Annotated in this window: 21 protein-coding genes; 6 read left to right on the top strand and 15 right to left on the bottom strand. The window is 59.1% G+C overall.

The window, feature by feature from the left end:
* Positions 1 to 10 precede the first annotated feature (10 nt).
* Complete coding sequence (locus RWV98_RS18195) at positions 11 to 688, top strand: hypothetical protein (RefSeq protein ID WP_317862635.1); 678 nt, start codon at positions 11 to 13, stop codon at positions 686 to 688.
* Positions 689 to 769: 81 nt separating this feature from the next.
* Here the strand turns inward: RWV98_RS18195 and RWV98_RS18200 are convergent, their stop codons facing one another.
* Positions 770 to 1,975 (bottom strand): nucleotide sugar dehydrogenase, encoded by a 1,206-nt coding sequence (locus RWV98_RS18200; protein WP_317862637.1) that lies wholly within the window; start codon positions 1,973 to 1,975, stop codon positions 770 to 772.
* Between the two features lie 122 nt (positions 1,976 to 2,097).
* Here RWV98_RS18200 and epsC point away from each other — a divergent pair, with 122 nt between their 5' ends.
* On the top strand, positions 2,098 to 2,826 hold the full coding sequence (gene epsC / locus RWV98_RS18205; protein ID WP_280963478.1) for a serine O-acetyltransferase EpsC: 729 nt from the start codon (positions 2,098 to 2,100) through the stop codon (positions 2,824 to 2,826).
* Positions 2,827 to 2,861: 35 nt separating this feature from the next.
* On the opposite strand, the gene RWV98_RS18210 is transcribed toward epsC, so the two are convergent.
* The 6 genes from RWV98_RS18210 to RWV98_RS18235 form a co-directional block, all read right to left on the bottom strand.
* Positions 2,862 to 3,047: a hypothetical protein gene (locus tag RWV98_RS18210; protein ID WP_280963479.1), complete on the bottom strand. Its 186-nt coding sequence runs from the start codon at positions 3,045 to 3,047 to the stop codon at positions 2,862 to 2,864.
* A 67-nt stretch (positions 3,048 to 3,114) separates the two neighbouring features.
* A complete protein-coding gene (locus tag RWV98_RS18215; protein ID WP_280963480.1) occupies positions 3,115 to 3,657 on the bottom strand; it encodes a stage V sporulation T C-terminal domain-containing protein in 543 nt (180 codons plus the stop codon).
* Between the two features lie 147 nt (positions 3,658 to 3,804).
* Positions 3,805 to 5,073 (bottom strand): dihydroorotase, encoded by a 1,269-nt coding sequence (locus RWV98_RS18220; RefSeq protein WP_317862640.1) that lies wholly within the window; start codon positions 5,071 to 5,073, stop codon positions 3,805 to 3,807.
* 12 nt (positions 5,074 to 5,085) lie between these two features.
* On the bottom strand, positions 5,086 to 6,252 hold the full coding sequence (locus RWV98_RS18225) for a cation diffusion facilitator family transporter (protein ID WP_317862642.1): 1,167 nt from the start codon (positions 6,250 to 6,252) through the stop codon (positions 5,086 to 5,088).
* Positions 6,249 to 6,533 carry a DUF1294 domain-containing protein gene (locus RWV98_RS18230; RefSeq protein ID WP_317862644.1) on the bottom strand — a complete coding sequence of 95 codons (285 nt, stop codon included), beginning with the start codon at positions 6,531 to 6,533 and terminating at the stop codon, positions 6,249 to 6,251. Before RWV98_RS18230 ends, RWV98_RS18225 begins: the two co-directional genes overlap by 4 nt.
* A gap of 135 nt (positions 6,534 to 6,668) precedes the next feature.
* Positions 6,669 to 7,616, bottom strand: a complete 948-nt coding sequence (locus tag RWV98_RS18235) for a hypothetical protein (protein WP_317862646.1) — start codon at positions 7,614 to 7,616, stop codon at positions 6,669 to 6,671.
* A gap of 176 nt (positions 7,617 to 7,792) precedes the next feature.
* On the opposite strand from RWV98_RS18235, the gene RWV98_RS18240 reads away from it, so the two are divergent.
* Positions 7,793 to 11,026, top strand: coding sequence for a PAS domain-containing protein (locus RWV98_RS18240; protein ID WP_317862648.1), 3,234 nt, complete (start codon positions 7,793 to 7,795; stop codon positions 11,024 to 11,026).
* Positions 11,027 to 11,133: 107 nt separating this feature from the next.
* Here RWV98_RS18240 and RWV98_RS18245 read toward each other — a convergent pair whose 3' ends face one another.
* The 4 genes from RWV98_RS18245 to RWV98_RS18260 form a co-directional block, all read right to left on the bottom strand.
* The gene (locus RWV98_RS18245; protein WP_317862649.1) at positions 11,134 to 12,594 is read right to left on the bottom strand and encodes an aldehyde dehydrogenase family protein; all 1,461 of its coding nucleotides are present in this window, start codon (positions 12,592 to 12,594) and stop codon (positions 11,134 to 11,136) included.
* 13 nt (positions 12,595 to 12,607) lie between these two features.
* The gene (locus tag RWV98_RS18250; protein ID WP_317862650.1) at positions 12,608 to 14,101 is read right to left on the bottom strand and encodes a sugar ABC transporter ATP-binding protein; all 1,494 of its coding nucleotides are present in this window, start codon (positions 14,099 to 14,101) and stop codon (positions 12,608 to 12,610) included.
* Between the two features lie 19 nt (positions 14,102 to 14,120).
* Positions 14,121 to 15,098: an ABC transporter permease gene (locus tag RWV98_RS18255; protein WP_317862651.1), complete on the bottom strand. Its 978-nt coding sequence runs from the start codon at positions 15,096 to 15,098 to the stop codon at positions 14,121 to 14,123.
* 83 nt (positions 15,099 to 15,181) lie between these two features.
* Positions 15,182 to 16,207, bottom strand: coding sequence for a substrate-binding domain-containing protein (locus RWV98_RS18260; RefSeq protein WP_317862653.1), 1,026 nt, complete (start codon positions 16,205 to 16,207; stop codon positions 15,182 to 15,184).
* A 210-nt stretch (positions 16,208 to 16,417) separates the two neighbouring features.
* Here RWV98_RS18260 and RWV98_RS18265 point away from each other — a divergent pair, with 210 nt between their 5' ends.
* Positions 16,418 to 18,226, top strand: a complete 1,809-nt coding sequence (locus RWV98_RS18265) for a cache domain-containing sensor histidine kinase (RefSeq protein ID WP_317862655.1) — start codon at positions 16,418 to 16,420, stop codon at positions 18,224 to 18,226.
* Entirely contained in the window at positions 18,216 to 19,790 is a 1,575-nt protein-coding gene (locus tag RWV98_RS18270; protein WP_317862657.1) for a response regulator transcription factor, read from the top strand. The genes RWV98_RS18265 and RWV98_RS18270 overlap by 11 nt, the downstream gene beginning before the upstream one ends.
* A 94-nt stretch (positions 19,791 to 19,884) precedes the next feature.
* Here RWV98_RS18270 and RWV98_RS18275 read toward each other — a convergent pair whose 3' ends face one another.
* Positions 19,885 to 20,628 carry a YebC/PmpR family DNA-binding transcriptional regulator gene (locus tag RWV98_RS18275; protein ID WP_280963661.1) on the bottom strand — a complete coding sequence of 248 codons (744 nt, stop codon included), beginning with the start codon at positions 20,626 to 20,628 and terminating at the stop codon, positions 19,885 to 19,887.
* A gap of 171 nt (positions 20,629 to 20,799) precedes the next feature.
* Here RWV98_RS18275 and RWV98_RS18280 point away from each other — a divergent pair, with 171 nt between their 5' ends.
* Positions 20,800 to 20,922 carry a hypothetical protein gene (locus RWV98_RS18280; RefSeq protein ID WP_317862660.1) on the top strand — a complete coding sequence of 41 codons (123 nt, stop codon included), beginning with the start codon at positions 20,800 to 20,802 and terminating at the stop codon, positions 20,920 to 20,922.
* A 334-nt stretch (positions 20,923 to 21,256) separates the two neighbouring features.
* On the opposite strand, the gene RWV98_RS18285 is transcribed toward RWV98_RS18280, so the two are convergent.
* From RWV98_RS18285 to RWV98_RS18295, 3 genes are read right to left on the bottom strand one after another with little or no spacing between them, the layout of a single operon-like run.
* Positions 21,257 to 21,799: a hypothetical protein gene (locus RWV98_RS18285; RefSeq protein WP_317862662.1), complete on the bottom strand. Its 543-nt coding sequence runs from the start codon at positions 21,797 to 21,799 to the stop codon at positions 21,257 to 21,259.
* Positions 21,800 to 21,836: 37 nt separating this feature from the next.
* Complete coding sequence (locus tag RWV98_RS18290) at positions 21,837 to 21,977, bottom strand: hypothetical protein (protein ID WP_280963658.1); 141 nt, start codon at positions 21,975 to 21,977, stop codon at positions 21,837 to 21,839.
* A gap of 24 nt (positions 21,978 to 22,001) precedes the next feature.
* Positions 22,002 to 23,474, bottom strand: a complete 1,473-nt coding sequence (locus tag RWV98_RS18295; RefSeq protein ID WP_280963657.1) for a sodium:solute symporter family protein — start codon at positions 23,472 to 23,474, stop codon at positions 22,002 to 22,004.
* Between the last annotated feature and the right edge of the window lie 232 nt (positions 23,475 to 23,706).

The raw sequence follows: 23,706 nt of genomic DNA on the forward strand, positions 1-23,706 counted from the left end.
AGACCTCAACATGCAGTTTGCAAGCGTATTCTATTGCAATCCGTATGCGGATAGCGCCAGTGCAACCACAACCAGCTTTGCATTTGAGAACTGCCATAACTATGGCGAAGTGGTAGGACGAAAGGGCGGCAGCATTTTCACCGCCGTATCTTCCAACTATTTTACAGGTACTGATGGCCGTGCGGATATTTCCGAATATACGGATGCATATTTTAATGCGGATGGTGGTTCTTTCACGATTGCAAACAACCATGCGTTTACCTATAGCATTTCGAACGACACGCAAATCACGTGGACAGATACAAGCCCACTGGAAGACGGCTGGTATGTTGTGACGTTATCGACGCCTTATATAGAATATCAAGTACAGGATAACGAAGCCGTAGAAATTACGCACGGCTTGGGCTATGATGTTTCAAAACGCGTTGATGTTGTGACAGGCACAACGAAATATACGGCGGACGATCTTCCTTTTGGACAATATCAGCAGACTCTCGGCAAGCTACCAGATGCAATCCAGTCCAAGCTGGCCGAGAAATATCAGGCAACAGGTGGAGATACCCTTCTGTTCGAGGCCGAAGCACGCGACGGCGATATCTATCCCGTTATTTCGGGTGATACGACGGTAACCATTATCGCTTTTAACTCCGGCGGCACACCGATTGGGTACGCTACATTGGCTGAGTAAGCGCCAATCATTATTTGTCCTCCCTCGCATTTGCAAAATGGAGCCCGGCGGTGTAAACCGCCGGGCTCCAACTGTTTTTCTTTACTTTTCCATCAGCCCCACGCAGTCGTAGAAGGGCTTTTTCGCGATGAGCTCTTTATTATCCTTGAACAGAGTGTGGCCAAGCGTGATGACCAGATAATCTGCTTTTTCCAGTATCTCGTCAAAGGAAACGTTCGAGATCCCGTTCAGATCGCCGTAGGGCGCGAAGGGATCGCAAGCGATAAAGTTTACGCCCTTTTCCTTTAGGATCTGGCACAGCTCGAGCGAGGGGGATTCGCGCATATCGTCCACATCGGGCTTATAGGACAAACCCAGAACGCCGACCGTATCGGTCACCTTGGCAAGGCTGCCGATCACCTTTTCCGCCACAAAGCGCGGCTTGTTTTCGTTGCGCACACGCGAAGCGTGGATCACCTTGGCTTCCTCCGGGAACTGCTCGTAGATGAACCACGGATCAACCGCGATGCAGTGACCGCCCACGCCCACGCCGGGCGTCAGGATATTGACGCGGGGGTGGCAGTTGGCAAGTTTGATGAGCTCGAACACGTCGATGCCCATTTTATCGCAGATGATCGAAAGCTCGTTCGCATAAGCGATGTTCACGTCGCGGAAGGTATTTTCGGTCAGCTTGCACATTTCGGCGGTCAAATCGTCCGTCTTGTGCACCACGCCCTTTTCCAGTACCTTTTTATAAATGGCGGCGGCCATTTCGGCGGCCTCCGGCGTGCGCGCGCCGACGATACGGTCGTTATTTTTCAGCTCGAACATCATGTTGCCGGGAATGACGCGCTCCGGGCAGTGGGCCACGTGGATCTTGTCCATATCGATGCCGGACTCCTCGCTGAGCACGCGGGCCAGCATCTCGGAGGTGCGGGGCGGCACGGTGGATTCGAGAATAACCAGATTTTCAGGCTTTAGCAGCTTGCCCGCCATGCGCCCGGCGGACTCGACATACTTTAAATCGGCCTTGTGCGCGCCGGAATCATCCTGATAAAACGGCGTGGGCACGGCAATATAGAACACGTCCGACGGGGCGAGCTCGCTGGAAAAGTGCAGGTGACCGCCCGCCACCGCTTCGTCAAACGCCAGCTGCAGGCCGGGCTCGACAATATGGATCTTTCCGCTTTGCAGCTGCTCGATGGTCTTTTGGTTCACGTCAAAGCCGCAGACCTCGAACCCCGCGCCCGACAGCGTGATCGCGGTCGGCAGGCCGATATAGCCCTGGCCCATGACAGTAATTTTCATAATTTTCAAACCTCGTTCAACAAAATCTTCTATTATTATACCACCTTTCCGCTGAAATTCAATTCTTGGGTTTGAATTTTTCGCCAGTATCGTCTATAATGTAGTATGTAAAAGAATCGATAATGATGGGACTGAGACAAACCGCCATGATTTTTAAAGGACTGCTGTCCGACGCGCGCACGATCCGCGACCGCGACCCCGCCGCGCGCACCACGCTGGAAGTCTTTTTGCTGTACCAAGGCTTCCACGCGCTGATCTATCACCGGCAGGCGCATTGGCTGTATGAGCATAAACACTTTTTCCTTGCCCGCGCACTTTCACAGTTTGCGCGGCATATGACCGGTATCGAGATCCATCCCGGGGCAAAAATAGGCCGCGGCCTGTTCATTGACCACGGTATGGGCATCGTCATTGGCGAAACCGCCGAAATAGGCGATTACTGCACCATTTACCATGGCGTGACGTTGGGCGGCACGGGCCACGACACGGGCAAGCGCCATCCGACGATCGGCAACAACGTGCTTATTTCAACGGGCGCTAAGGTGCTGGGCCCTTTTACCGTGGGCGATAATAGCCGCATCGGCGCAAACGCCGTGGTTTTGCAGGGCGTGCCGCCCAATTCGACGGTAGTCGGGGTCAAGGCGCGCGTCGTCAAGATCGACGGCCAGCGCGTCGGTTCTGTGCCCAGCTACGACCTCGACCAGATCAACATGCCCGACCCTGTTTCGCAGGAGCTGTGCCGCTTGCAGCATCGCGTTTATATGAACGAACAGCGCCTTGCACGCGAGGAGGAAAAGGAACAGCCCAAGCAAAACGAATCCGAACAGAAAGACGACCATACGCAACCTTAACAAATCCCGCGGGCCTTTCGGCTCGCGGGATTTTTCTATTTCTTGTTCTCTTTTCCCCGTGTTGCCTGCGGCTGTTCGATGCAATACATTTCCGTGTAGGCGGTGGCAGCCGGGTCGCCTCGCTCGGCGTCGTTATAGGGCCCGTTTGGCTGGGGGCCGAGCGCGGCGGAATCAATATGCCGGGCGTCGTCATAGCGAGGGAATCCTTTTTTATGGCACATAGCGGCACACTCCTTTCATTTTAAAGATAGTGTGCCGCGCGGCCGCGGATTTTAATCGCCCGCTTTTTTACATTGCCACCCGCTTGGACAAGAACTGTGCCGCGGTCTGGCTCAGCTTGGAATCGACCTCGCTCGCGGCGGCGGTCTCGTCCTCGCTCAAAAAGGCGACGCAGCCCGTCACATCGCCGTCCGTAATGATCGGCGCGGCGACGACGACGTGGTAGCCATCATGCTCGGAAACGGAAACATCGGTGGTATCGCCGAGCTTATGCTCGTAGATCGTGCGCTGCTCCATGAGCGTTTCGAGATCGGATGAAATGCTTTTTTCATAAACATCCTTTTTCGCGCCGCCCGCGGCCGCGATCACCGCGTCGCGGTCACAGATGGCGCAGCTGAGGCCCGCCGTGCGGCTGAGCGCTTCGGCCAGCTCGGTCGCCACCGCGCCAAGCTCGCCCATCGGAGAATATTTCTTGAAGATCACTTCGCCGTCGCGGTCTGTAAAAATTTCCAGCGGGTCGCCCTCGCGGATCCGTAAGGTACGGCGGATCTCCTTCGGAATTACGACTCGCCCCAGGTCATCAATGCGGCGTACAATGCCGGTTGCTTTCATGTGCGCGTTCCCTCCCAAATACGGAATTTCTGGTTGTGATTGTAGTATAACTGCAACTCCTGTAAATATGTATTTTTTCTAGATTGGGAATTTCTACTGCGCCGCAAAAAAAGAGGAAACGCGGTCGTTTCCTCTTTTTTCTTGTTTTTAATTCGATTCGACCCGCGCGCCGCAGATTACGCCGCGGGGCGCGCCGTGGAGCTGCATGCCGGTATAGGGCGTGTTTTGCGCCTTGGAGCGGTAGGTGCGATATACGGTTTCGCACGAAAAATCAAGCAGCGCCAGACGCGCAAAGTTACCGGGCGCGATTGCCCGCCCCGTAAGGCCGTATATTTCAGCCGGCGCTTTGCTCATTTTTTCGATCAGCTGCATTTCGGAGAGGTGACCCGCGCGCACCAGATAGGTGTTGCACACGGAAAACGCGGTTTCCAGACCCGTGATGCCCGAGGGCGCGGAAGCAAATTCCCGCGCCTTTTCCGCCGCCGTATGGGGGGCGTGGTCGGTCGCGATCATATCGATCGCGCCGTCCGCTAGACCTAAGAGCAGCGCCTGCCGGTCGGCTTCCTTTCGCAGCGGCGGATTCATGCGCGCGAGCGTGCCGTGCGCCGGCACGTCGTCCTCGGTCAGGCTCAGATGATGCGGCGTGGCCTCCGCATAGATTTTCGCGCCCAGCGCCTTGCCCGCGCGGATAAGCGCGACCGACTGCGCCGCTGAGATATGCTGAAACAGCACGCGCGCGCCCGTATCCAGTGCGAGCGCGATATCGCGCGCCACCATGGCGGTCTCCGCCGCGGCCATCGCGCCCGGTACCCCGAACGCTTTCGCCGCCTCGGAGCCGAAATTCACGCCCGGCGAGGGCACGAGCGAGGGCTCCTCCTCATGGAAGGAAAGCAGCAGGCCGGTACGCGCGGCGCGCGCCATCGCTTCGCGGCACAGCGCGGCGGAGGTGAGATTGATACCGTCGTCCGTCAGGCAAGGCGCGCCCGCGGCGGCAAGCGCGTCAAAATCGGTCAGCGTTTGACCTTTCAGCCCCATTGTCACCGCGCCCGCCTGCAACACCTCGACCGGCTCGTTTCGGGTCTCTTCGCGCACGCGGCGCACCTGCGCCGCGGTATCGCAGGTGGGCAGCGTGTTCGCCATGCAGATCACGGTGGCATAGCCGCCGGCCGCCGCGGCCGCCGCGCCGGTGTGCAGGTCCTCCTTTTCGGTCTGTCCCGGATCGCGGAAATGCACATGGCCGTCCACAAAGCCGGGCGCGACCGTCAGTCCGGCGGCGTCAAAGACCGTGCCCCCGGCGGCAGGCGCGATCGAAGGCGCGACCGACTGAATCACGCCGTCGTCCCCGATCAGGATGTCTCGTTTTTCATCAAGGCCGGTATAGGGATCGAGCACCCGCCCGTTTTGGATGAGCAGCATTTTCGTTCCTCCTTACATCTGATGGTCAAAGGTGACCACCGGATTATATCGTTCGTCTATTTCGCCCAGCTTGCTTCGCATGGCGAGCATCAGTTCGCGTTTTTCATCGTTCCCATAGCTGAACGGCAGAACCACGTCGAAAATCAGGTTGATATGCCGTTCGCCGTCCACCACGCGGAAGTCGTGCATGCTGAGCCGCTCGTCGATCTCGCGCAGTACGCCGTCCACCTGCTCGCGCAGCGCGGTGACATGCGCGTTATCGATATCCAGCGGGTCCATATGGATGACCAGATAAACGCCGGTCTGCTGCCAGACATGCTTCTCCGCCTCGTCGATCACTTCGTGCACGGCGACCAGATCGGCGTTGCACGGCACCTCCGCGTGCAGCGAGGCCAGCGAACGGCCCGCGCCGTAATTGTGGATGATCAGATCGTGCACGCCGTCGATCTCCGGATAGGACAGAACGATCTTTTCGATCGACTGGGCGATTTCGGGATCGGCCGGTTGGCCGAGCAGCGGATCGAGCGTGTCCTTGGCGATGCCGATGCCGCTCCACAGGATGAACAGCGCGACGATCACGCCGACATAACCGTCCACCGGCAGCGTGGTGAACCGGCCCGCGATCATGCCGACGATGACGACGCCGGTCGTCACCACATCGTTTAAGCTGTCCTGCCGCGCGGCCATCAGCACGGGGCTGTCGATCCGCACGCCGATCTTATGGTTGAAGGCGCCCATCCATAGCTTGACCAGCATGGATACCGCCAGAATCGCCAGCAGCACGGCGGAAAACTGCACCGCCTCCGGATGCAGGATCCGGCTGACCGAGGTTTTGAAAAATTCAACGCCGACCAGCAAAATAATCAGCGAAACGATCAGCCCCGCGATATATTCTGTGCGCCCGTAGCCGAAAGGATGCTTGGCGTCCGGCGCTTTGCCCGAAACCTTGAAGCCGACGATCGAGATCAGGCAGGAAAGCCCGTCGGACAGGTTGTTGAACGCGTCCGCCGCGATCGAGATCGACCGGGTCAGCAAGCCGATGACAAGCTTGAGCGCGAACAAAAACACGTTACACGCGACGCCGACCACGCCCGAAAGCACGCCGTACCGCTCGCGCACCTTGCCGTCGCGCGTATTGTCCGCATCCCGGATAAACAGGCGAATCAGTGTATTGGTCATATCGTTCCCCTCATATGCAAAATGTGATAGAGCCCGGCCAATATCCCCGCCTGCACCAGCATAACGGCGGGAATGCCCAGCATAAACCGCTTGTGCAGCGTTTTATGGCGGATCAGCAGCATGGTCGGATACACCCCCGGGCCGCCGCCGACCAGCGCCCAGAAAAACAGCGTCCGCTCGGGCACGCGGCCCCAGCCGCGCCCGGCCGCCAGCTTATCGTAAACACAAACGACCGCACCGATCAGGCTGACCGCTAAAAAATAATAAACCACTTGCCGCACGGCGTTTTTCTCCCTTCTCTGGAATAATGACCCTATTATTTTATCATATCGCGCCATGCGATGCAAAGCAAATGCGCGCGGCAGCAAAAAAATGCCCGGAACGACGATATATGCCGCCGTTCCGGGTCTTTTTTATCATGCAAAGTCGGTATCCGCCTGCGCGGCGAGCCGCTTGGGGTTGCCGTTGTCGAACGGGATGTCGAACGCCTGATGCAGGAACCAGCCCGCGTCAAACTGGGCGGCATACTGGCCCGCGAGCGCCGCCGCGCGTATGCGCGCAAGGCCGAACAGCTCGGGCACGGAATCGGTGCGCTGCTCCGCGGGCGACCAGAGGTTGCACCACGGGTCGTGCTCCTCGTTCAGGCAGTCCCAATCCGGCCAACCGGCCTTCATGTGCCCGGTCATCAGCGCGCCGCGCCCCAGACGGTCCTCGATCCAAGAGGCGGCGCGGTAAACGCCCCTGCTGTTTGAATACAAAAAGCTTTGCCATTTGACCATTTCGCCGAAGGCGGGGCGAAGTTCCTTGGTCGGCACGTTTTCATGGTACACCCGAAGAAGCGCCACATGCAGCAGGCAGGCCAGCACGGCCAGCTCGTCCGTTGCCAAGGCGTAGTACTCCTCCGGCTCGAACGCGGTGACGGCTTCGTGTTTTTCCGCCCGGTACAGCTTGCAGTCGATATCGCCCTCGATCTGGCAATGCACCGCCGAAGGGGAAAGCTTGGCATCCGCCGAACAGTACTGCATTTGCCGGCAGTACACGTAGGGATGGATTTCGCTATCCAGCGCGTAATGGCACAAAAAGCCGTAAAAATACGCTTCGGCCACCTCTCGCGCATCGCCGGACAGGCAATGCACGGCACGCGACAGCGTGAAAAACAATTCATCCGTTTTTTCCGCGTGCATGCGGTTGCCCGTTTTATGCAGCGGACTGCCGCCCAGCAAGCGGTGGTAAAACAGCGGATCCGGCCCCTGACAGCCCCAGCGGAAGCAGGCCGGCCGCTTGGCCGCCGCTTTTTGCGCCGGCGTGGGGAATACGTGCAGCGCCTGCTCGCCAAACATGTGGTGAGAAACAAAATCAGCCATAAAACACCCCGTCCTTTCGCCTATCATGTGTTTTCATTATACATGCTTTTCGACAAAACGCAAACCGCGTTACGAAAAATTTACAAAATACACGGCGCCGGTAAATGAATTGTATTATACCTCTGTTCATGATAAAATGGACTTAATTCATTGATATTAAAGGAGGCGTTTGATCTATGCGTGACGCGGCGCGGGAAAACATTCTCCATCTCGCTGAAAGCGACGGCGGCGAGCTCCCCTCCGGTCTGAGCCGGAGCTTTTTAGAGCTGCTTTGCATGAATATCTCCGGCGGTCTGCTGGGCGGTTACCTGCGGGACGGCTTTCCGCTGTACTGCGTTAACGACTATATGATCGAGCACCTAGGCTACGCGGACTACAGCGCCTTTGTCGCCGATATCGACGGGCAGGTCATGAACGGCATGCACCCGGACGACCGCGCGCAGATCGGCCGGCAGGTGAACGAACGCATGCGCGCCGGTCAGACCTACGAGGTACGGTACCGCATGCGCCGCGCGGACGGGGACTATATCTGGGTAAACGATATCGGCCGCCGCGTGGTAGACGACGCGGGCCGCGAAATATGCATCAGCACGATCCGCGACATCACCAAAGAAGTGGAAAGCAAGCGGGAGCTGGAACGGCGCGAACAGCGGTACGACCGCCTGTTTGAATCGGTGGTTTGCGGCATCGTCCAATACGAGCTGACGGCGGACGAGGGCCGCGTCATCTTCCACAGCGCCAACCCGGAAGCGATTCGCATTTTCGGCTATACCCCCGCGCAGTTTGCCGCCAAGGAGGATTGGCGGCTGCCCGCGCTCATCCACCCGGACGACCGCGCGCAGATTTTAAAAAGCGCCGCCAGCCTGCAAAAGCCGGGCGATAAGGACAGCTTTGAATACCGCCTGCTCCGGCGCGACGGCACAGCCTGCTGGATCATCGGCACAGCCGAGCGGATTGACGGGCCGGACGGCGTGCCGATGATCCAAAGCGTGTTTATGGACATAGACCGGCGCAAAAAAGCAGAGCTGCAAAATTTTGATCTGCTGCGGCGCAGCCGCATGTCCGACGAGCTGCTGCGCCTTGCGCTACAGGATACCGATATCTACGCGGTGCACTATTACCCCGGCGAGCGCCGCCTGATCGTTCCCGCCCGCACGCGCGAGCGCTATGGCTGGCAGGCCGCCTATGAAAACATTCCCGAAAGCCTTGCCGGCTTTGTCCATTCGGACGACCGCGCGGCCATGGGCGAGCTATTTTCCCATCTGGCCGCGGGCCGCCACACCGCGTCCTGTGAGTTCCGCACCGCGGACGGCCGCTTTTGGGTGCGGCTGACGCTTTCCGCCGTTGAAGCAGAGGAAAACGGACGGGTGACCTCGGCGGTCGGCCTGATCGAGGACCGCACCGGACAGCGGCGGGCGGAAAGCGCGCACTCCGCGCTTTCCCGCCTGAATCAGGAGGTCATGCGTTCGCTTGACCGGCTGTTCTTCGGCGTGTACCGCATCGACCTCCGCGCCGGCAGCATCCGCGCCGTGCGCGCCCCGGCCGAGCAGGACGCGAACGGCCTTACCGAACAAGACAGCCCGTACGATCCCATCCGCCTTTCCACGCTTTATCACCCGGACGACCGCGCGGCCTTTTGCCGGGAGCTTTCGCTTGATACGCTGCGCCGGCAGCAGGCCGAGGGCGTGCGCTCGGTCGAGGGCGAGTACCGCCGTAAGATCAACGGCGAATACCGCTGGGTCTCGCGCGTGGTCTATCTGAACAACACGGATTTCGGCAGCGAAAGCGCTATCATCGTGCTGACCGATGTATCCGACCGCCGCCGCCAGCAAAACGTGCTGCACGCGCTCAGCCGCGAGTATTTCGCCCTGTATTATATCGATCTGGAGGAGGACATGTTCCAGACCATTCGCACCTCGCCCACAACCGACGCGCTGCTCGACGTATCCCACCATACCCGGTACAGCGAGACCATACGCCAGTACATCCTCAAGCTGGTGCATCCGGACGACCGCGCCGCGGTCTCGGCTTTTTGCGCCCTGTCCAGCCTGCACGAGCTTACGGCGGAGCAGCCGGAACGCAGGCACACGTTCCGCAAGCTGGTGGGCGAAAACTATGAATGGATGCAGATGCGCTTTATCCTCAGCAGCGACAGCGGCGGCGCGCCGCCGTCGGTCACGCTCGCGGTGCGCAACATAGACGAAGACATTCGCCAGCAGTTGGAGACCAAGCAGCTTTTAGAGGACGCGCTGCGCCGCGCCGAAAACGCCAACATGGCGAAAAGCGATTTTCTTTCCAAAATGAGCCACGATATCCGCACGCCGATGAACGCCATCATCGGAATGACGGCGCTGGCTGCCGCCGGGACCGGCGATGAAGCGCGCGTGCGCGACTGTTTGGACAAGATCGCCCTATCGAGCAAGCACCTGCTCGGCCTGATTAACGAGGTGCTCGATATGTCCAAGATCGAAAGCGGCAAGCTTGACCTAAACCTTGCGCGCACCTCGCTGCCCGAGCTGATCGAAGGCTCGCTTTTGCTGGTGCAGCCCAATATCGAGCAAAAGCACCTGCATTTGACCGTCGATCTCAAGCATATCAAACACAAGCAGGCAAAGTGCGACGCGCTGCGGTTGCAGCAAATTCTGGTCAACATTCTGTCCAACGCCTGCAAATACACGCCCGATGGAGGCAGCATCCACTTTTGCGCCGCCGAGCTGCCCGCCTCGCGCCCCGGCCACGGCCAATACCGGCTGCTTTGCCGGGATACCGGCATCGGCATGAGCGAAGACTTCCAAAAGCATTTGTTTGAGCCCTTTGCCCGCGCCGACGATACCCGTACCAGCCGGCAAAACGGCACCGGACTGGGCATGGCCATCGCCTACAATCTGGTTCGCATGATGGGCGGCACGATCACTTGCGAAAGCAAGCTCGGCGCGGGCACGGCCTTTACCGTAACGCTGACGCTCGAACTGGCGGACGGCGCCGTCGAGCCTGCCGCCGTTCCGGTCGCTGAAGGCAAGCGGCGCTCGCTTGCCGGAAAGCGGCTGCTGCTGGTTGAGGACAACGCGCTCAATCAAGAAATCGCGCAGGAATTTTTGCGCATGGCCGGCGCGGAGGTCATTTCTGTCGACGACGGACAGCAGGCGGTGGACCGTTTCGCCGCCTCGGCGCCGCATGCGTTCGACGCGATCCTGATGGATATCCGCATGCCCATAATGGACGGCTACGCCGCGACGCGCGCCATCCGGGCGTTGTCCCGGCCGGACGCCGCGATCATCCCCATCATCGCTATGACGGCGGATGCGTTCGCGGAGGATGTGCAGCGCGCCAAGGACGCGGGCATGAACGCGCATATCGCCAAGCCTGTCGACGTGGATCAGCTGCTTCGCCTGCTCAGTCTCTGGACTTAACCCTGCAAACGGGACGCGGCGGCCGCTTAAAAGCGGCCGCCGCGTCCCGTTTGAGGAAAGGAGAAAGAAGCTGTGTGCGTCTACACAATGTGCCGTGGACGCGCACCTTAATCGTGCATACGCCACATGTTGTTTTTAACCTTCAGGTACTCGTGCAGGCCGTAGGTGCCGTATTCGCGGCCCGTTCCGCTGTTTTTATTGCCGCCGAACGGACAGGCCATATGCATGCCGTTAGGCAGGTTGACCCAAACCGAGCCCGCGTTGAGCCGCCGCCCGATCTGATACGCCTTTTTCAGGTCTTCGGTAAAGATATTCGCGCCAAGGCCGAAGTCCGTCGCGTTGGCCAGCTCGATCGCGTCCTCCAGCTCGGTATAGGTCGCCACGCAAAGCACCGGGCCGAATATCTCCTGCCGCCAAGCGTCCATATCGGGCGTTACGCCGGTCAGGATGGTCGGGCGGTAGAACGGCCCCTCCGCGCACAGGCCTTCCATATACCGTTCGCCGCCATAATACAGCGCCGCGCCTTGCTCAACCGCGCGGCGCACGTGGCCGTGCACCCGGTTCAAATGTTCCATGCTAATGAGCGCGCCCATGCGGGTCTCATCGTCCAGCGGGTCGCCGATGCGGACCTGATCGCACTTTTGGGCCAGCAGCTCCAAATACGCGTCCTTCACGCGCTCGTGTACGATGGCGCGCGTCATCGCGCAGCACACCTCGCCTTGGTTAAAGGTGAAGCCCTCGATCTGGCAGGTGGTCGCAATATCGAGATCGGCGTCCGGCTCGATGATTACACCGCCCTTGCCGCCCAGTTCGAGCACCAGCTTTTTGATGACCTTGGATGCGGCGGACAGGTGCATCAGTTGCCGCCCGACCTCTTCCGAGCCGGTAAAACCGACCACGTCCACCTCCGGGTCGCGCACCAGCCATTCGCCGACCGTCGCGCCGCTGCCCTGCACCAGATTGACCACGCCGCGCGGGAACCCGGCCTCCTCGCACGCTTCCGCGACCATGGCCGCAGTCGTCGGCGTGATGGACGAACCCTTGATCACGCAGGTATTGCCCGCCGCCAGCGCGGGCGCCATCGAACGCGTGAGCAGATGAATCGGGAAGTTATAGGGCGCGATGATCGCGGCCACGCCGTACGGCTCGTAGGTGACAAAATCAAAATCCCGGAAATTGCAATCGCCCAGCGGGATCACATCGCCCTTGATCTCAAGGGCGAGACCCGCAAAGTACTCGAACGCCCAAATGGCGACGCGGGTATCGAATCCAAACGTATCGAACACCGGCTTGCCTGTCTCGGCCGCTTCGACCTCCGCCATTTCGCGCTGCCTGCGCCGCATGACGGCGGCGGCTTTCCGCATATAGCCCGCGCGTGTTTCCGCATCCAGCCCGGCCCACAGGGGGGCCGCCGCCCGGGCGGCGCGGCACGCCTCGGCCACGTCGGCCTGCGTGGAAACCGCGAATTCGTTCACCGCCGCGCCGGTCGCCTTGTTATACGAGGCGAACCTTTTTCCCTCCGACCCGCCGCGCCACGCGCCGTCGATAAAAAGCGGAAAATAACGCATGAATAAAACCTCCTCACTCAATGGACGCGCGCATGATCGCGTCCTGATCAAACTGTGCCTTTGTGAATTCGCCGTTGATGCGGCCGCTGCGCACGACCAAAATGCGGTCGCAAATACCGAGCAGCTCGGGCAGCTCGGACGAAATGACGATCACGGCCACGCCCTTTGCGGTCAGCCGGTGGATCAACGTATAAATTTCCGCCTTCGCGCCCACATCGATGCCGCGCGTCGGCTCGTCCAGAATCATAATGGAGGGCTCGGCCGCCATCCACTTGGCCAAAATGCCCTTTTGCTGGTTGCCGCCGCTGAAATTGCCGATCTTCCGGCGCGCATCGTTCGGGCGAATCTGTAAATCCTCCATGCTGCGCGCGACCAGCGCGGCCTTGCGGCTGGAGATAAAGGCGCCCGCGACCGTGAGCCGGTCGTGGCTTGCCAGACAGATGTTATCCGCCATGGACAGGCCGAGCACCGCGCCTTCGTTTTTGCGGTCCTCCGGCACGAGCGCGATACCCGCCGCGCGGGCCTGCTGCGGCGAACGGATCCGCACGGGCTTGCCGCCCACCAGCACCTCGCCCCCGCTCGGCGTGAGCGCGCCGAAGATCGCTTTCATGATTTCGCTGCGGCCCGCGCCCACCAGACCGGAAAAGCCCAGCGTTTCGCCCCGGCGCACCGCGAAGCTCACATCGCGGAACAGCGTGGGGTGGGTCAGCCCGCGCACCTCCAGCGCGGTCTCCGACCCGATCGCGTTGTGCTTGGGCGGGTAGTATTCGCTCAGTTCGCGGCCCACCATCAAGCTGACGATACGGTCCTTTTCCACGGTACGCGCGCCGTTGTCCAGCGTTTGGATGAACCGTCCGTCGCGCAAAACGGTGATGCGGTCGCACATCTGGAGGATCTCCTCCAAACGGTGCGAAATGTAAATGATCGAAATGCCCTTGGCCGTCAGCTCGCGCATGACGCGAAACAGGCTTTCGGTTTCCTTGTTCGTGAGCACGGCGGTCGGTTCGTCCATGACGAGTATCTCGATATCGTTGAAGATCGCCTTGCCGATCTCAACCAGCTGCTGCATGGCGACGCTCAGGTACTTGACCTTTTGCGCGCAGTTACAGTCCGGCACGCCAAGGCGCGCCATGACTTCCCGCGCCTGCCGCTGCATCGCGCCGCGGCTGAGATGCATGCCCACGGTGGTCAGTTCCCGGCCGAGGAAAATGTTTGAGGCGATGTCGAGCGTTTTGACCAGATTGAACTCCTGATAGATCACGCCAACCTTGTTTTGCAGCGAATCGTGCGGGCAGGTGATTGTAACCTGCCGCCCGCCGATTTCGATCTCGCCCTCCTCCGGGCGGTAAACGCCGCCCAGCACCTTCATCAGGGTTGATTTGCCCGCGCCGTTTTCGCCGACCAGCGCGTGTATTTCGCCCTTTCGCAGGTCAAAATCCACATGGTCAAGCGCGAGCACGCCGGGGAACCGCTTGGTGATGCCCCGCATATTGAGCACCGGCTGCATACTAATCCCTCCCCCGCGCTCACTTTTTCTTTTTCGACTGCGCGAAATAGTCCACCGCACACACCAAAATGATGATCGCGCCGACCGCGACCGTCTGCCAGTACATGTTGACGTCCAGCATCACCAAGCTGTTTTTGATGATGCCGAGCAGCAGCGCGCCGAACAGCGTGCCGACCACCGTGCCCTCGCCGCCGGAAAGCGCCGTGCCGCCGACGATGGTGGCCGCGATGGTATCCATATCAAAGCTGTTGCCCGCGTTTGGGTTGCCCGCGTTCAAGCGGCCCACCATGATCACGCCCGCGATGCCGCAAAGCAGCCCGGCGAGCGAATACACCAGCACCTTATACCGCTTGACATTGATGCCGGACAGCATGGTGGCGGTCTCGTTGCCGCCAATGCTCAGAATGCGCGTGCCAAACGAGGTATAGCCCAGCAGATAGACCGCCGCCGCGACGATGACCAGCATGATGATCGCCATGATCGGGATCATGCCGATCGAATTGTTGCCAAGGGCGAGCACAAACCCGTTATTCGTTGAGATGGGAAAGCCCTGTGTGATGATGTACGTCAGGCCTCTGGCGATGTTCGCCATGCCCATGGTCACGATAAAGGGCGGCAGGTTCAGCCGGGTGATGAACAGGCCGTTGAGCAGGCCGATCAGCACGCAGGTCAGGACGCCGACAAGGATCGCGCCCCATGAATTCATGCCGATGGACATGAATTTGGTCATGACGATGCCGCCCAGACCGAGCGAATAACCGACCGATAGGTCGATACCCCCGGTGATCATGATAAAGGTTTGCCCGACCGCAATGATCGCGACAAGGCTGATCTGCTTTAAAATATTGACGAAGTTCTGCGTGGAAAAAAACGTATCCGGCCGGGCGACCGACATACCGACGAGGATAAGCACCAGAAAAATAAACATGGCGCTTTCGCGGCGCTGTACGATCTGCTTGAATGAGACCTGGGCCTTATGATTATCGGGGCTGCGCATCTTGCATCACGCTCCTTGGGGTAAAAAGTTTAAGAAAGGCGGGGCGGATGAAACCGCCGTTCATCCGCCCCGCCGGCCACGCTTTATGATTCGACGAAGGAAGGCTCGTCCGGATAGGTATCGATATTGTCAAGGGTGATCTCGATCGAGCCGGTGTCCGTGTAATCCTGCACCGTCTTGCCGTCGCACAGATCGTTCAGCAGATCGAGCACGCTGACGCCCCACGAGGTCTGCCGCTGGGCGACGATGGCCTTGATATAACCATCCTTCATGCCCTGCAGGTTGTCGGGCATGTCGTCAAACGTGATGATCAGGTGTTCGGGGTCGTTCTGCCAGCCCATGGCCTTCCAGACCGATACCGCCGCCGGGCCCGCCGTCGCGTCGATGCCGATGATGGCGTCAAAGTCGCTGTGCGCCTGAATCATGTTTTCCGTCGCGGTGACGGCCTTCTGCGCGTCGCCCTCGCTGGTCTGCGTATCGATGATCTGAATATCCGGGCACTTTTCGCCAAGGTATTCCTTGATGCCGCGAATGCGCTCGTTCAGGCTCATCTGCGTGGGCAGACCGGTCAGAATCATGATGTTGCCCTTGCCGCCGAGGTTCTTTTCGATCACGGCGCCCATGTGGCGGCCCGCGTTGTAGTTGTCCGTGCCGATGTAGGCCAGACGCTTGCTGTTCGGCGAATCGGTCTCAAAGCAAATGACCTTGATGCCCGCCTCGAGCGCTTTGTCAATGGTAGAAGCCAGCGCGTCCGGGTCGGTCGGGCCGACGGCGATGCCGTCCACCCCCATCGAGATCAGGTTTTCCACGATCTCGATCTGCTGCTGCGCGTTCGAGGAATCGGGCGCCTTGGTGATGACCTTCCAGCCTTTTTCCGCGCCGTACTCTTCAGCGTCCACGCCGATGGGTTCAAAGAACGGGTGGACGATCGGGAACACCACCGCGAAGGTGCGGCCATCCGCCCCGGCATCGCCCGCCGCGTCCGCCGGTTGGCCGGTCTGGCTCGGCTCGTCCTGCTTTGCGGCGGGCTTATCGCCGCACGCGGTCAGAGTCAGCGCCATTCCCGCCGCCAAAAATCCGGCAAAGATCCGTTTTAAATGATTCTTCATCTTTATTTCCTCCTTCAATCCGCATATCCTTGGGCCTCTCTCCCTGTGCTTTTATGCTACCAGATTATGCTTGCCCCGAATAGATAAATTCTTTTGATTAACCTGTCTTATTTTTCGTTTCTGCGCTGCACCTCTGTTTTTTCCAGCCGTGGTTTTCTATAATAAGAGAAGAGAAGTGTAAAGCGCCGCGACCGGGGAAGGAGCCGCATCATGCTGCAATCGTTTACCAAGAAAACCACGTTCCAGCGCATGCTGGTCTATTCCTTTTCCCTGCTGTCCGCCGCGATCATCCTATGCGTGGGCGGGTGGTCGGTGTACACGGTATCCCGCCACGCGGTGAAAAATATGGAGCACACGGTCGAGCAGAGCGCGAATTACATCAACCAAAATACCTCCATCTTGTTTTCAGACGCGATCGCCGCGTTTTCGCTTTCCAAAAATTACAGCGTGTCGCGTTTTCTCGTGCCGTCGGCGCAAACCAACGCGTACCGATCCGCGCAGGCGCTGCAAAGCCTGTTCGCCAACTGGCGGCTGGTGCAGGAAAGCGATTCCCCCATTGTCGATCTGAGCATTATCGGCATGCGCCGCAACGCTTACAGCGAACGAAACGGCTTTTTCTACGCCGACGCGGCTTTTCTGGAATCCGACCAATTCACCGAGCTGGCCAAAGCGCCGCGCGCCATCCATATCTGGGGCATGCCCGATCCGCTTTCCGATCAGGCGTGGGAACGCGAGGCGGTCTGTCTGGCGACGGGCATTTTCAAAACCGGCACGAACGAGCTGGCCGGGATCATGCGCGTCAGCCTGCGCCGCAACTACCTGACCGATGTGCTGATGGATTCCCGCATTTCAGAGGGCGGCCATGTGCTGATCCTAGACCGATCGGGCACGCTGGTTTTCTCGGACGCGCCCGAGGCCGAAACGCTGCTTTCCGCCGAACAGTGCGCGCGCATCGTTTCCACGGACGGACAGAGCGGCGCCTTCAGCGCCAAGCTGCACGGAGAAAAGTCCCTGATCGCCTACCGGGCGCTGGACCAGATCGACTGGTTCATCGTTTCGACCGCGCCGGAACACCAGCTGATGCGCCCGACACGCACGATCATTCTCTCGATCGGGCTTTCGCTGTTCGCGGCGGTGACGCTGATCTGCGGTATCAACATCCTTATCTCCCGCGGCCTGTCGCGGCCGCTGATCGAGCTGACCGGCCACATGCAAAAGGCCGCCGCGGGCGATCTGGACGTGATCGCGCCGGTCGGCGGCGGGCGAGAGATCCAGTTTTTGTGCGAAAGCTTCAACGGCATGCTGGTCAATATCAAGGCGCTGATGGCGCGCGTGGTGGAGGAACAGCAAAATTTGCAGCGCAGCGAGCTGAAAGCCCTGCAAGAGCAGATCAACCCGCATTTTTTGTATAACTCGATGGACAGCGCCGTGTGGGCCGCCGAAAACGGCGACAGCAAGGAGGTCATCGACCTTTTGATGTCGCTATCCAACTTCTATAAGCTGACGCTCAGCGGCGGCATGGATATCGTGCCGCTGAAACGGGAAATAGAGCACGCGCGGAGTTATCTGGAAGTGCTGCACATGCGTTACTTCGACCTGTTTGATTACGAGATCCAAACAAAGGGCGACCTCGCGGATATCATGTTTCCCAAGATCATCTTGCAGCCGCTGGCGGAAAACGCCATCTACCACGGCATCAAGGAGCGCCGCTATCCCGCGGGCGAAAAGGGCAAGCTGCTCATTGCGGTTCGGCGCGAGGACGCGTTTCTCCATATCGAGGTGCGGGACAACGGCGCGGGCATGGCGCCGGACGAGCTAAGCCGCCTGCGCGCGCGCATCGCTTCCGACCAGATCACGCCGGACGCCTGCTATGGCCTGCAAAACGTGAACCAAAGGCTGCGGCTGTTCTTCGGCCCGGCCTACGGCCTGCGCATCCGCGCAGGACCGATGCGGGGCTGCACGGTCTCGCTTTCCGTGCCCCTTTGCTTTGACCGAAAGGAGACCGAGGATGCGTTATAATGTGGCGTTCGTCGAGGATGAATACATGGTGCGCGCGAACGTGGCGCGCAGCCGCATCTGGCAGCAGGACGAATTCTGCCTGATCGGCGAAGCCTCCAACGGCGAGGACGCGCTCACCCTGCTGGAAGCCCACCCGGTCGATATTTTGCTGACCGATATCCGCATGCCCTTCATGGACGGTTTGGAGCTGTGCGCCGCGGTGCGCGAGCGTTGGCCCGCGATCCGCATCGTCATTCTAAGCGGTTACAGCGATTTTTCCTACGCGCAGCAGGCCATTCGCCTTGGCGTGAGCGAATACCTGATTAAGCCGTTCAAAGCGGACGATCTTTTGCGCGTGCTGCGTTCGCAAAAAGAGAGCATTGAGGCCGAACAGGCCGAGCGGCGCCTGCGCGGCCATTTTGCGCTGCAAAAATTTTTGAGCGATCTGGCAAGCGGCTTTTTATCCGAGGGCGAGGCGCGGCGGCAGTCGGATATCTGGGGACTCGATCTGTTCCACAGCGGCTATATCGCGGCTGTCGCGTCGGTAAGCTTTGGCGCGGCGCGTTCCTCCCAGCAGGAGGCGCTTCATGGGCTGGACCTGATGCAGGCCGTGGAAGCGCTGCTCGGCGGGCGGCGGGACGTATTTGTTTTTTCCAAGGCCGCGGATGATATCCGTTTTTTCCTTGCCGGCGAAGGGGACGAGCTGCCCGCGCAGGCGCGCCGCCTCGCCGCCGCCTTGCAGGACGCGCTGCTCGCATGCGACGGCGTGAAGGACTGCGCGATCGCGATCAGCCGCACGCAGCACTCGCTGCTGCGGCTGGGCGAATCTTTCGCCGAGGCGCAGTTCGCGCTGACCATCCGCCCGCAGGGGGAGGAACGCACCATTTTGGATGTACGCGACCTGAACGGCGACGTGACCCTGCAAACGCTCACGCTGGGCACGGAGGAAGAGCTGCTGCGGGGACTGCTTTGCTACGGCGGGGCGCAGGATATCCCGCCGTTCCTCGCGCAGCTGCGGGAAAAATATTTAAGCTGCAGCGCGCTGCTGTTCATTCATATCGGGCTGGACATGCTGTCCACGGTGCGCGAGACGCTGACCGAGCTGGGCGTGGACAACGCGGCGTTCAGTCTGGACAACTACCTGCTCGAACTGGGGCTTTGCATGGACCGGCACGATCTGGACGGTTTTTTCGACCTGCTCGACCGGTTGCTGCGCGCGGCGCTCGCCGCCCGTATCGCGCTGCGCGGCCGGAAAAACGGCGCGGTGATCGCGCTGGCGCAGCAATTTGTGCGCGAAAATTACCATGTGCCCGGGCTTTCGCTCACCGATGTGGCGCAGCATGTCAGCATGAGCCCGTCCTATTTCAGCTCGCTTTTCCGGCAGGAGACCGGGCAGGCGCTGATCGAATTCATCACATTCACCCGCATTGAGCAGGCCAAGCGCCTGCTGGGCGACCCCGCGCGCCGCACCACCGAGATCTCGTTCGACGTCGGCTTTACCGACCCGAACTACTTCAGCAAGCTGTTCCGCAAGGTGGTGGGGGTATCCCCGCGCGAGTTCCGTGGCCGCCTGAACGGCGCGTAATGCAAAAAAGCAGCTCTTCACACGGGCGAAACGCCTGTGTGAAGAGCTGCTTTTGTGTGATTTCATAGGAAGCGTTAGGCGGACGGGCGCGGGATCATCCCTCGTACTCATCCTCGTTCTCCCAGTTGTGCCAGACCGCTTGCACATCGTCGTTATCCTCAAGCCCGTCGAGCATTTTGCGCATTTTGGCCATGTCTTCCTCGCTTTCGAGGGAAACATAGTTCTGCGGCACCATTTCGATCTCGGCCTCTACAAACGAATAGCCCAGCGTTTCGAGCGCTTCGCGCACGGCGGAAAAATCCTCGGGCGTGGTGTAGATCTCAAAGGTGTCCTCGTCGGCCTGAAAATCCTCCGCGCCGGCTTCGAGCGCCTGCATCATGACGGTGTCCTCGTCCTTATCCTCGCGCTCCATGATGATGACGCCCTTTTTATCAAACTGCCAAGACACGCAGTTCGACGCGCCGAGACCCGCGCCGTACTTGTCAAACAGATGGCGCACATCGGCCACGGTGCGGTTGCGGTTATCGGTCAGCGTTTCGACGATCACGGCCGTGCCGCCTACGCCGTAGCCCTCGTAGGTGTTGGCTTCGTATTCGATCTGGCCGTTCGCGCCGGAATATTTATCCAGCGTGCGCTTGATATTGTCGTTGGGCATATTGTTGGCCTTGGCCTTGGCCACACAATCGCGCAGGCGGGCGTTGAAGTCCGGGTTTGCCGAACCGCCCTCCTTGATGGCGATCGCCATCTCTCGGCCGATCTTGGTGAAGATCTTTGCCTTTTTCGCGTCGTTCGCGCCCTTGCGCTTGGCAATATTATGCCACTTGGAATGTCCCGACATGATGGATTTCCCTCTTTCTATACTAACAATAAAATTTAAAACAGATGAAGCGCACAAAAGCGCACTATAATTTTATCAAATTTTTTGCCGCCGCGCAAGTATTCCACGCATATTTCACCGGAGTTTGGACGATACTAGGAACGAAAAATCAAGTAAAGAGGTGATTCGTTCATGAGCAAGCAGAACAATAACCAGAACAACAACCAGCAGAACCAGAACAGCCAGAACAATCAGAACAATCAGCAGAGCCAGAACAAGAACCAGCAGAACAAGAAGAACGACCAGCAGTTCTGATTTTCTCTGCAAAAACAACGGAAAAGCGGCCCTGCAGCAACCTGCAGAGCCGCTTTTTCTATTTTTTAATCAACGCGCGGCGCTTTAATTGGATGCGTCGGCGTCCTCCAGATCGCGGAACTTGATAAACCAATCGCAGAATTTCCATAGCCCAAGCTCGATCAGCAGGCCGATCACGATACCAATCAAAATCCCTGTCATCCGTAAGACCTCCTTTTCGTATCCCTCTACTTGCTATTGCCGGACGGGAAAAACCCGACCTTTACGATGGCGATCAATGTCGCCACGATACCTACCAGCAGTGCGATTTGCATAAGTAGCCTCCTTAATCCCGTTAAACCCGTTTGCGAATCAAAATATCATCGCGGCTCACGAGGGCGACGTCCTCCTGACCGCGCCGGTTTTGGAACTCGATCTCCCAATAGGGGCGGTGGATCAACTGATAATCGATGCTTTCCGCAAACTCGATCTTGCCCAGCTTGAGCGTGCGCGCAAGAAACCGGCGGGAGGAATACAGCTTTGCACGCGAGGGGAGTTCGCTGCTGGAAAGCAGCGCCTCCAAAACCTCGGCCTGCTCTTCCGGCCGCGTTTCCGTGGCCACAAAGTTGACTTGGTGATCCCGCAGATCGAGCGCGTCCGCAATCTTGCGTTTGTACACGCCGATGATCGACCAGTGCAGGATACGCGCGTCCGCCAGAAAGACGATGGTGCCCGACACCGGGCTGCCGTCCCGCTCGCGCGCCTGATAATCCGTCCGGCCCAGCCAGAACGGGCGGTATACCGCCTTGACCTGCGTGGGCGTCTGTTTCAGCCGGTGTGTCCGCACGACCGACCGGACGGCGTCCTCTCTGGTGGTTGTCTCTTTTACAATCAACATATGAAGCACTCCCCCGCCGTAAACTGTTCGCGCGTCCTCAACGATCCGAGGATCCGTCCTCCGCGCGCATGGTTTTGATCGCCTCCGGAATGCCCTTGATCAAAACCATCAGGTACAAAAACCCAAAGGTACCGAAGGATATACCGAGCGTGATCGCGTGAAACATACTCCAGTTCATAATAACCTTCCTTTCCGAAGCGGTTTAATCCATACCGTTTGCCAGACCGCGCCGTTCGCGGTAAACGCCAACAATCTTTTTCGGCGGATCCGTCTTCTGCGTCAGGAGCGAAAATACCACCATACCGACAACGGACGAGCCCATCGAGCTAAAGCCGATGACCCAAGCGTCCAGACCGAGGATATAGTTGGTGATCACCGCGGAGAGCAGGCCGAACACCAGCGACGCGCACGCGCCCCACTGATTCGCCTTTTTCCAGTACATACCGAAGAAGCACGCGACGGCTACGCCGGAAACGAACATCAGCTCCGCCAGCTTGACCACCCAGTAGATCATGCCGCCCTCGTAATAATAGCCGACATACAGCGCGCAAAGCGCGGTGAGCAAAATACCGAGGCGGATGAGGAGCGAGGTCTGCTTATCCGAAAGCTTTTTATTCTGTGGCAGCAGCGGCCCGATGATATCCTGCGGGATCATGGAGGCGCAGGTCATATAATAGGTATCCGCGGTGGACATAAAGGCCGACAGCATACCGGCGACGATCAGCCCTAGCAAGCCGGTCGGCACGATGGCCAGCATGGTTTCCGCATAGGCCGTGATGCCGCTTGTCAGGTTCGGCACAATGATCAGGCCGGCGGCGCCGATGATGACCGGGAAGCACGCGCGGGCCAAAAACGACGAGTAGCCAAGGGTAGAACCCTTGTAGCCCTCGCGCACCGAGCGGCAGGAGCACACGCGCGTGAGCGAGGTCGGATAGACCGCCATTGCGATAAAGAAATAAATAATCTGATACCAGATCGTGGGCATGCCGTAGCACGCCACCGGGTTGACGCCGGGTTCGCCCAGCGCGGCATACACGCCGTTGTACAGCGCGTCCCAGCCGCCCACGTGTACGATCGCGATAACGGAGCAAAGCGGAATGACAAGGCCCAGAATCAAAAACTGCACCAGATCAGTCAGCACAACCGACCACATGCCGCCCGTAACGGTGTAGGCCAAGGCCAAGATCAGCATCAGCGTCATAACCAGCTTGGGATCGGTGCCGAGGAACACGCCGAACATGTTGCCGAGGCCCTGCAAAAACGTGCCCAGCATGACGAGGAACGCCGCGACCATGGCAAAGCCGGCGATCGCGCGCGCTACTTTTCCGTAGCGGAATTCCATGATCTCCGGGATGGTCATGATCTTGAGCCGGCGCACCCATACGGCAAAATAGCCGCCCATGCCGGCGAGTACCGAGCCGATCACGATCACCACGCCGAGGAACATGGCGGACAGGCCGTTGTTATAGCCCGCCTCCGCCTGATAGACCATGGTGATGGCGCCCCATTCACCGGCCACGACGCTTGCCAGCATAACGTACATGCCGACGTTTCTGCCGGCTACCAGAAGCTCTTCTTTTTTACCATGCGCTTTTTTCGATGCCATCAGACCGATGGCGGTGATGCCGAGGATAAACAGTGCAACGATAACCCAATCCAATGCCGCGAGTCTCATGTAAAATCCTCCTTTTTTCTTTTCCCAATGTCTGTGCAAAAGGTAAGGAGCAGAGCACTTCTGGGACGCCCCGCCCCAGCGCAGTGTAAGCAGACCGCCTCGTCGGGCGATCCGGATATCCGATTAGTTAAACGTTTAATTAGACTATAACACCATGTATTTACCTTGTCCATATCAAAATAAACATTCTTTAAAAATCGTGAATAGCAACGAAAATCTTTCATTTTTTTAT

Source organism: Agathobaculum sp. NTUH-O15-33 (genome assembly GCF_033193315.1).
Classification (GTDB): domain Bacteria; phylum Bacillota; class Clostridia; order Oscillospirales; family Butyricicoccaceae; genus Agathobaculum; species Agathobaculum faecihominis_A.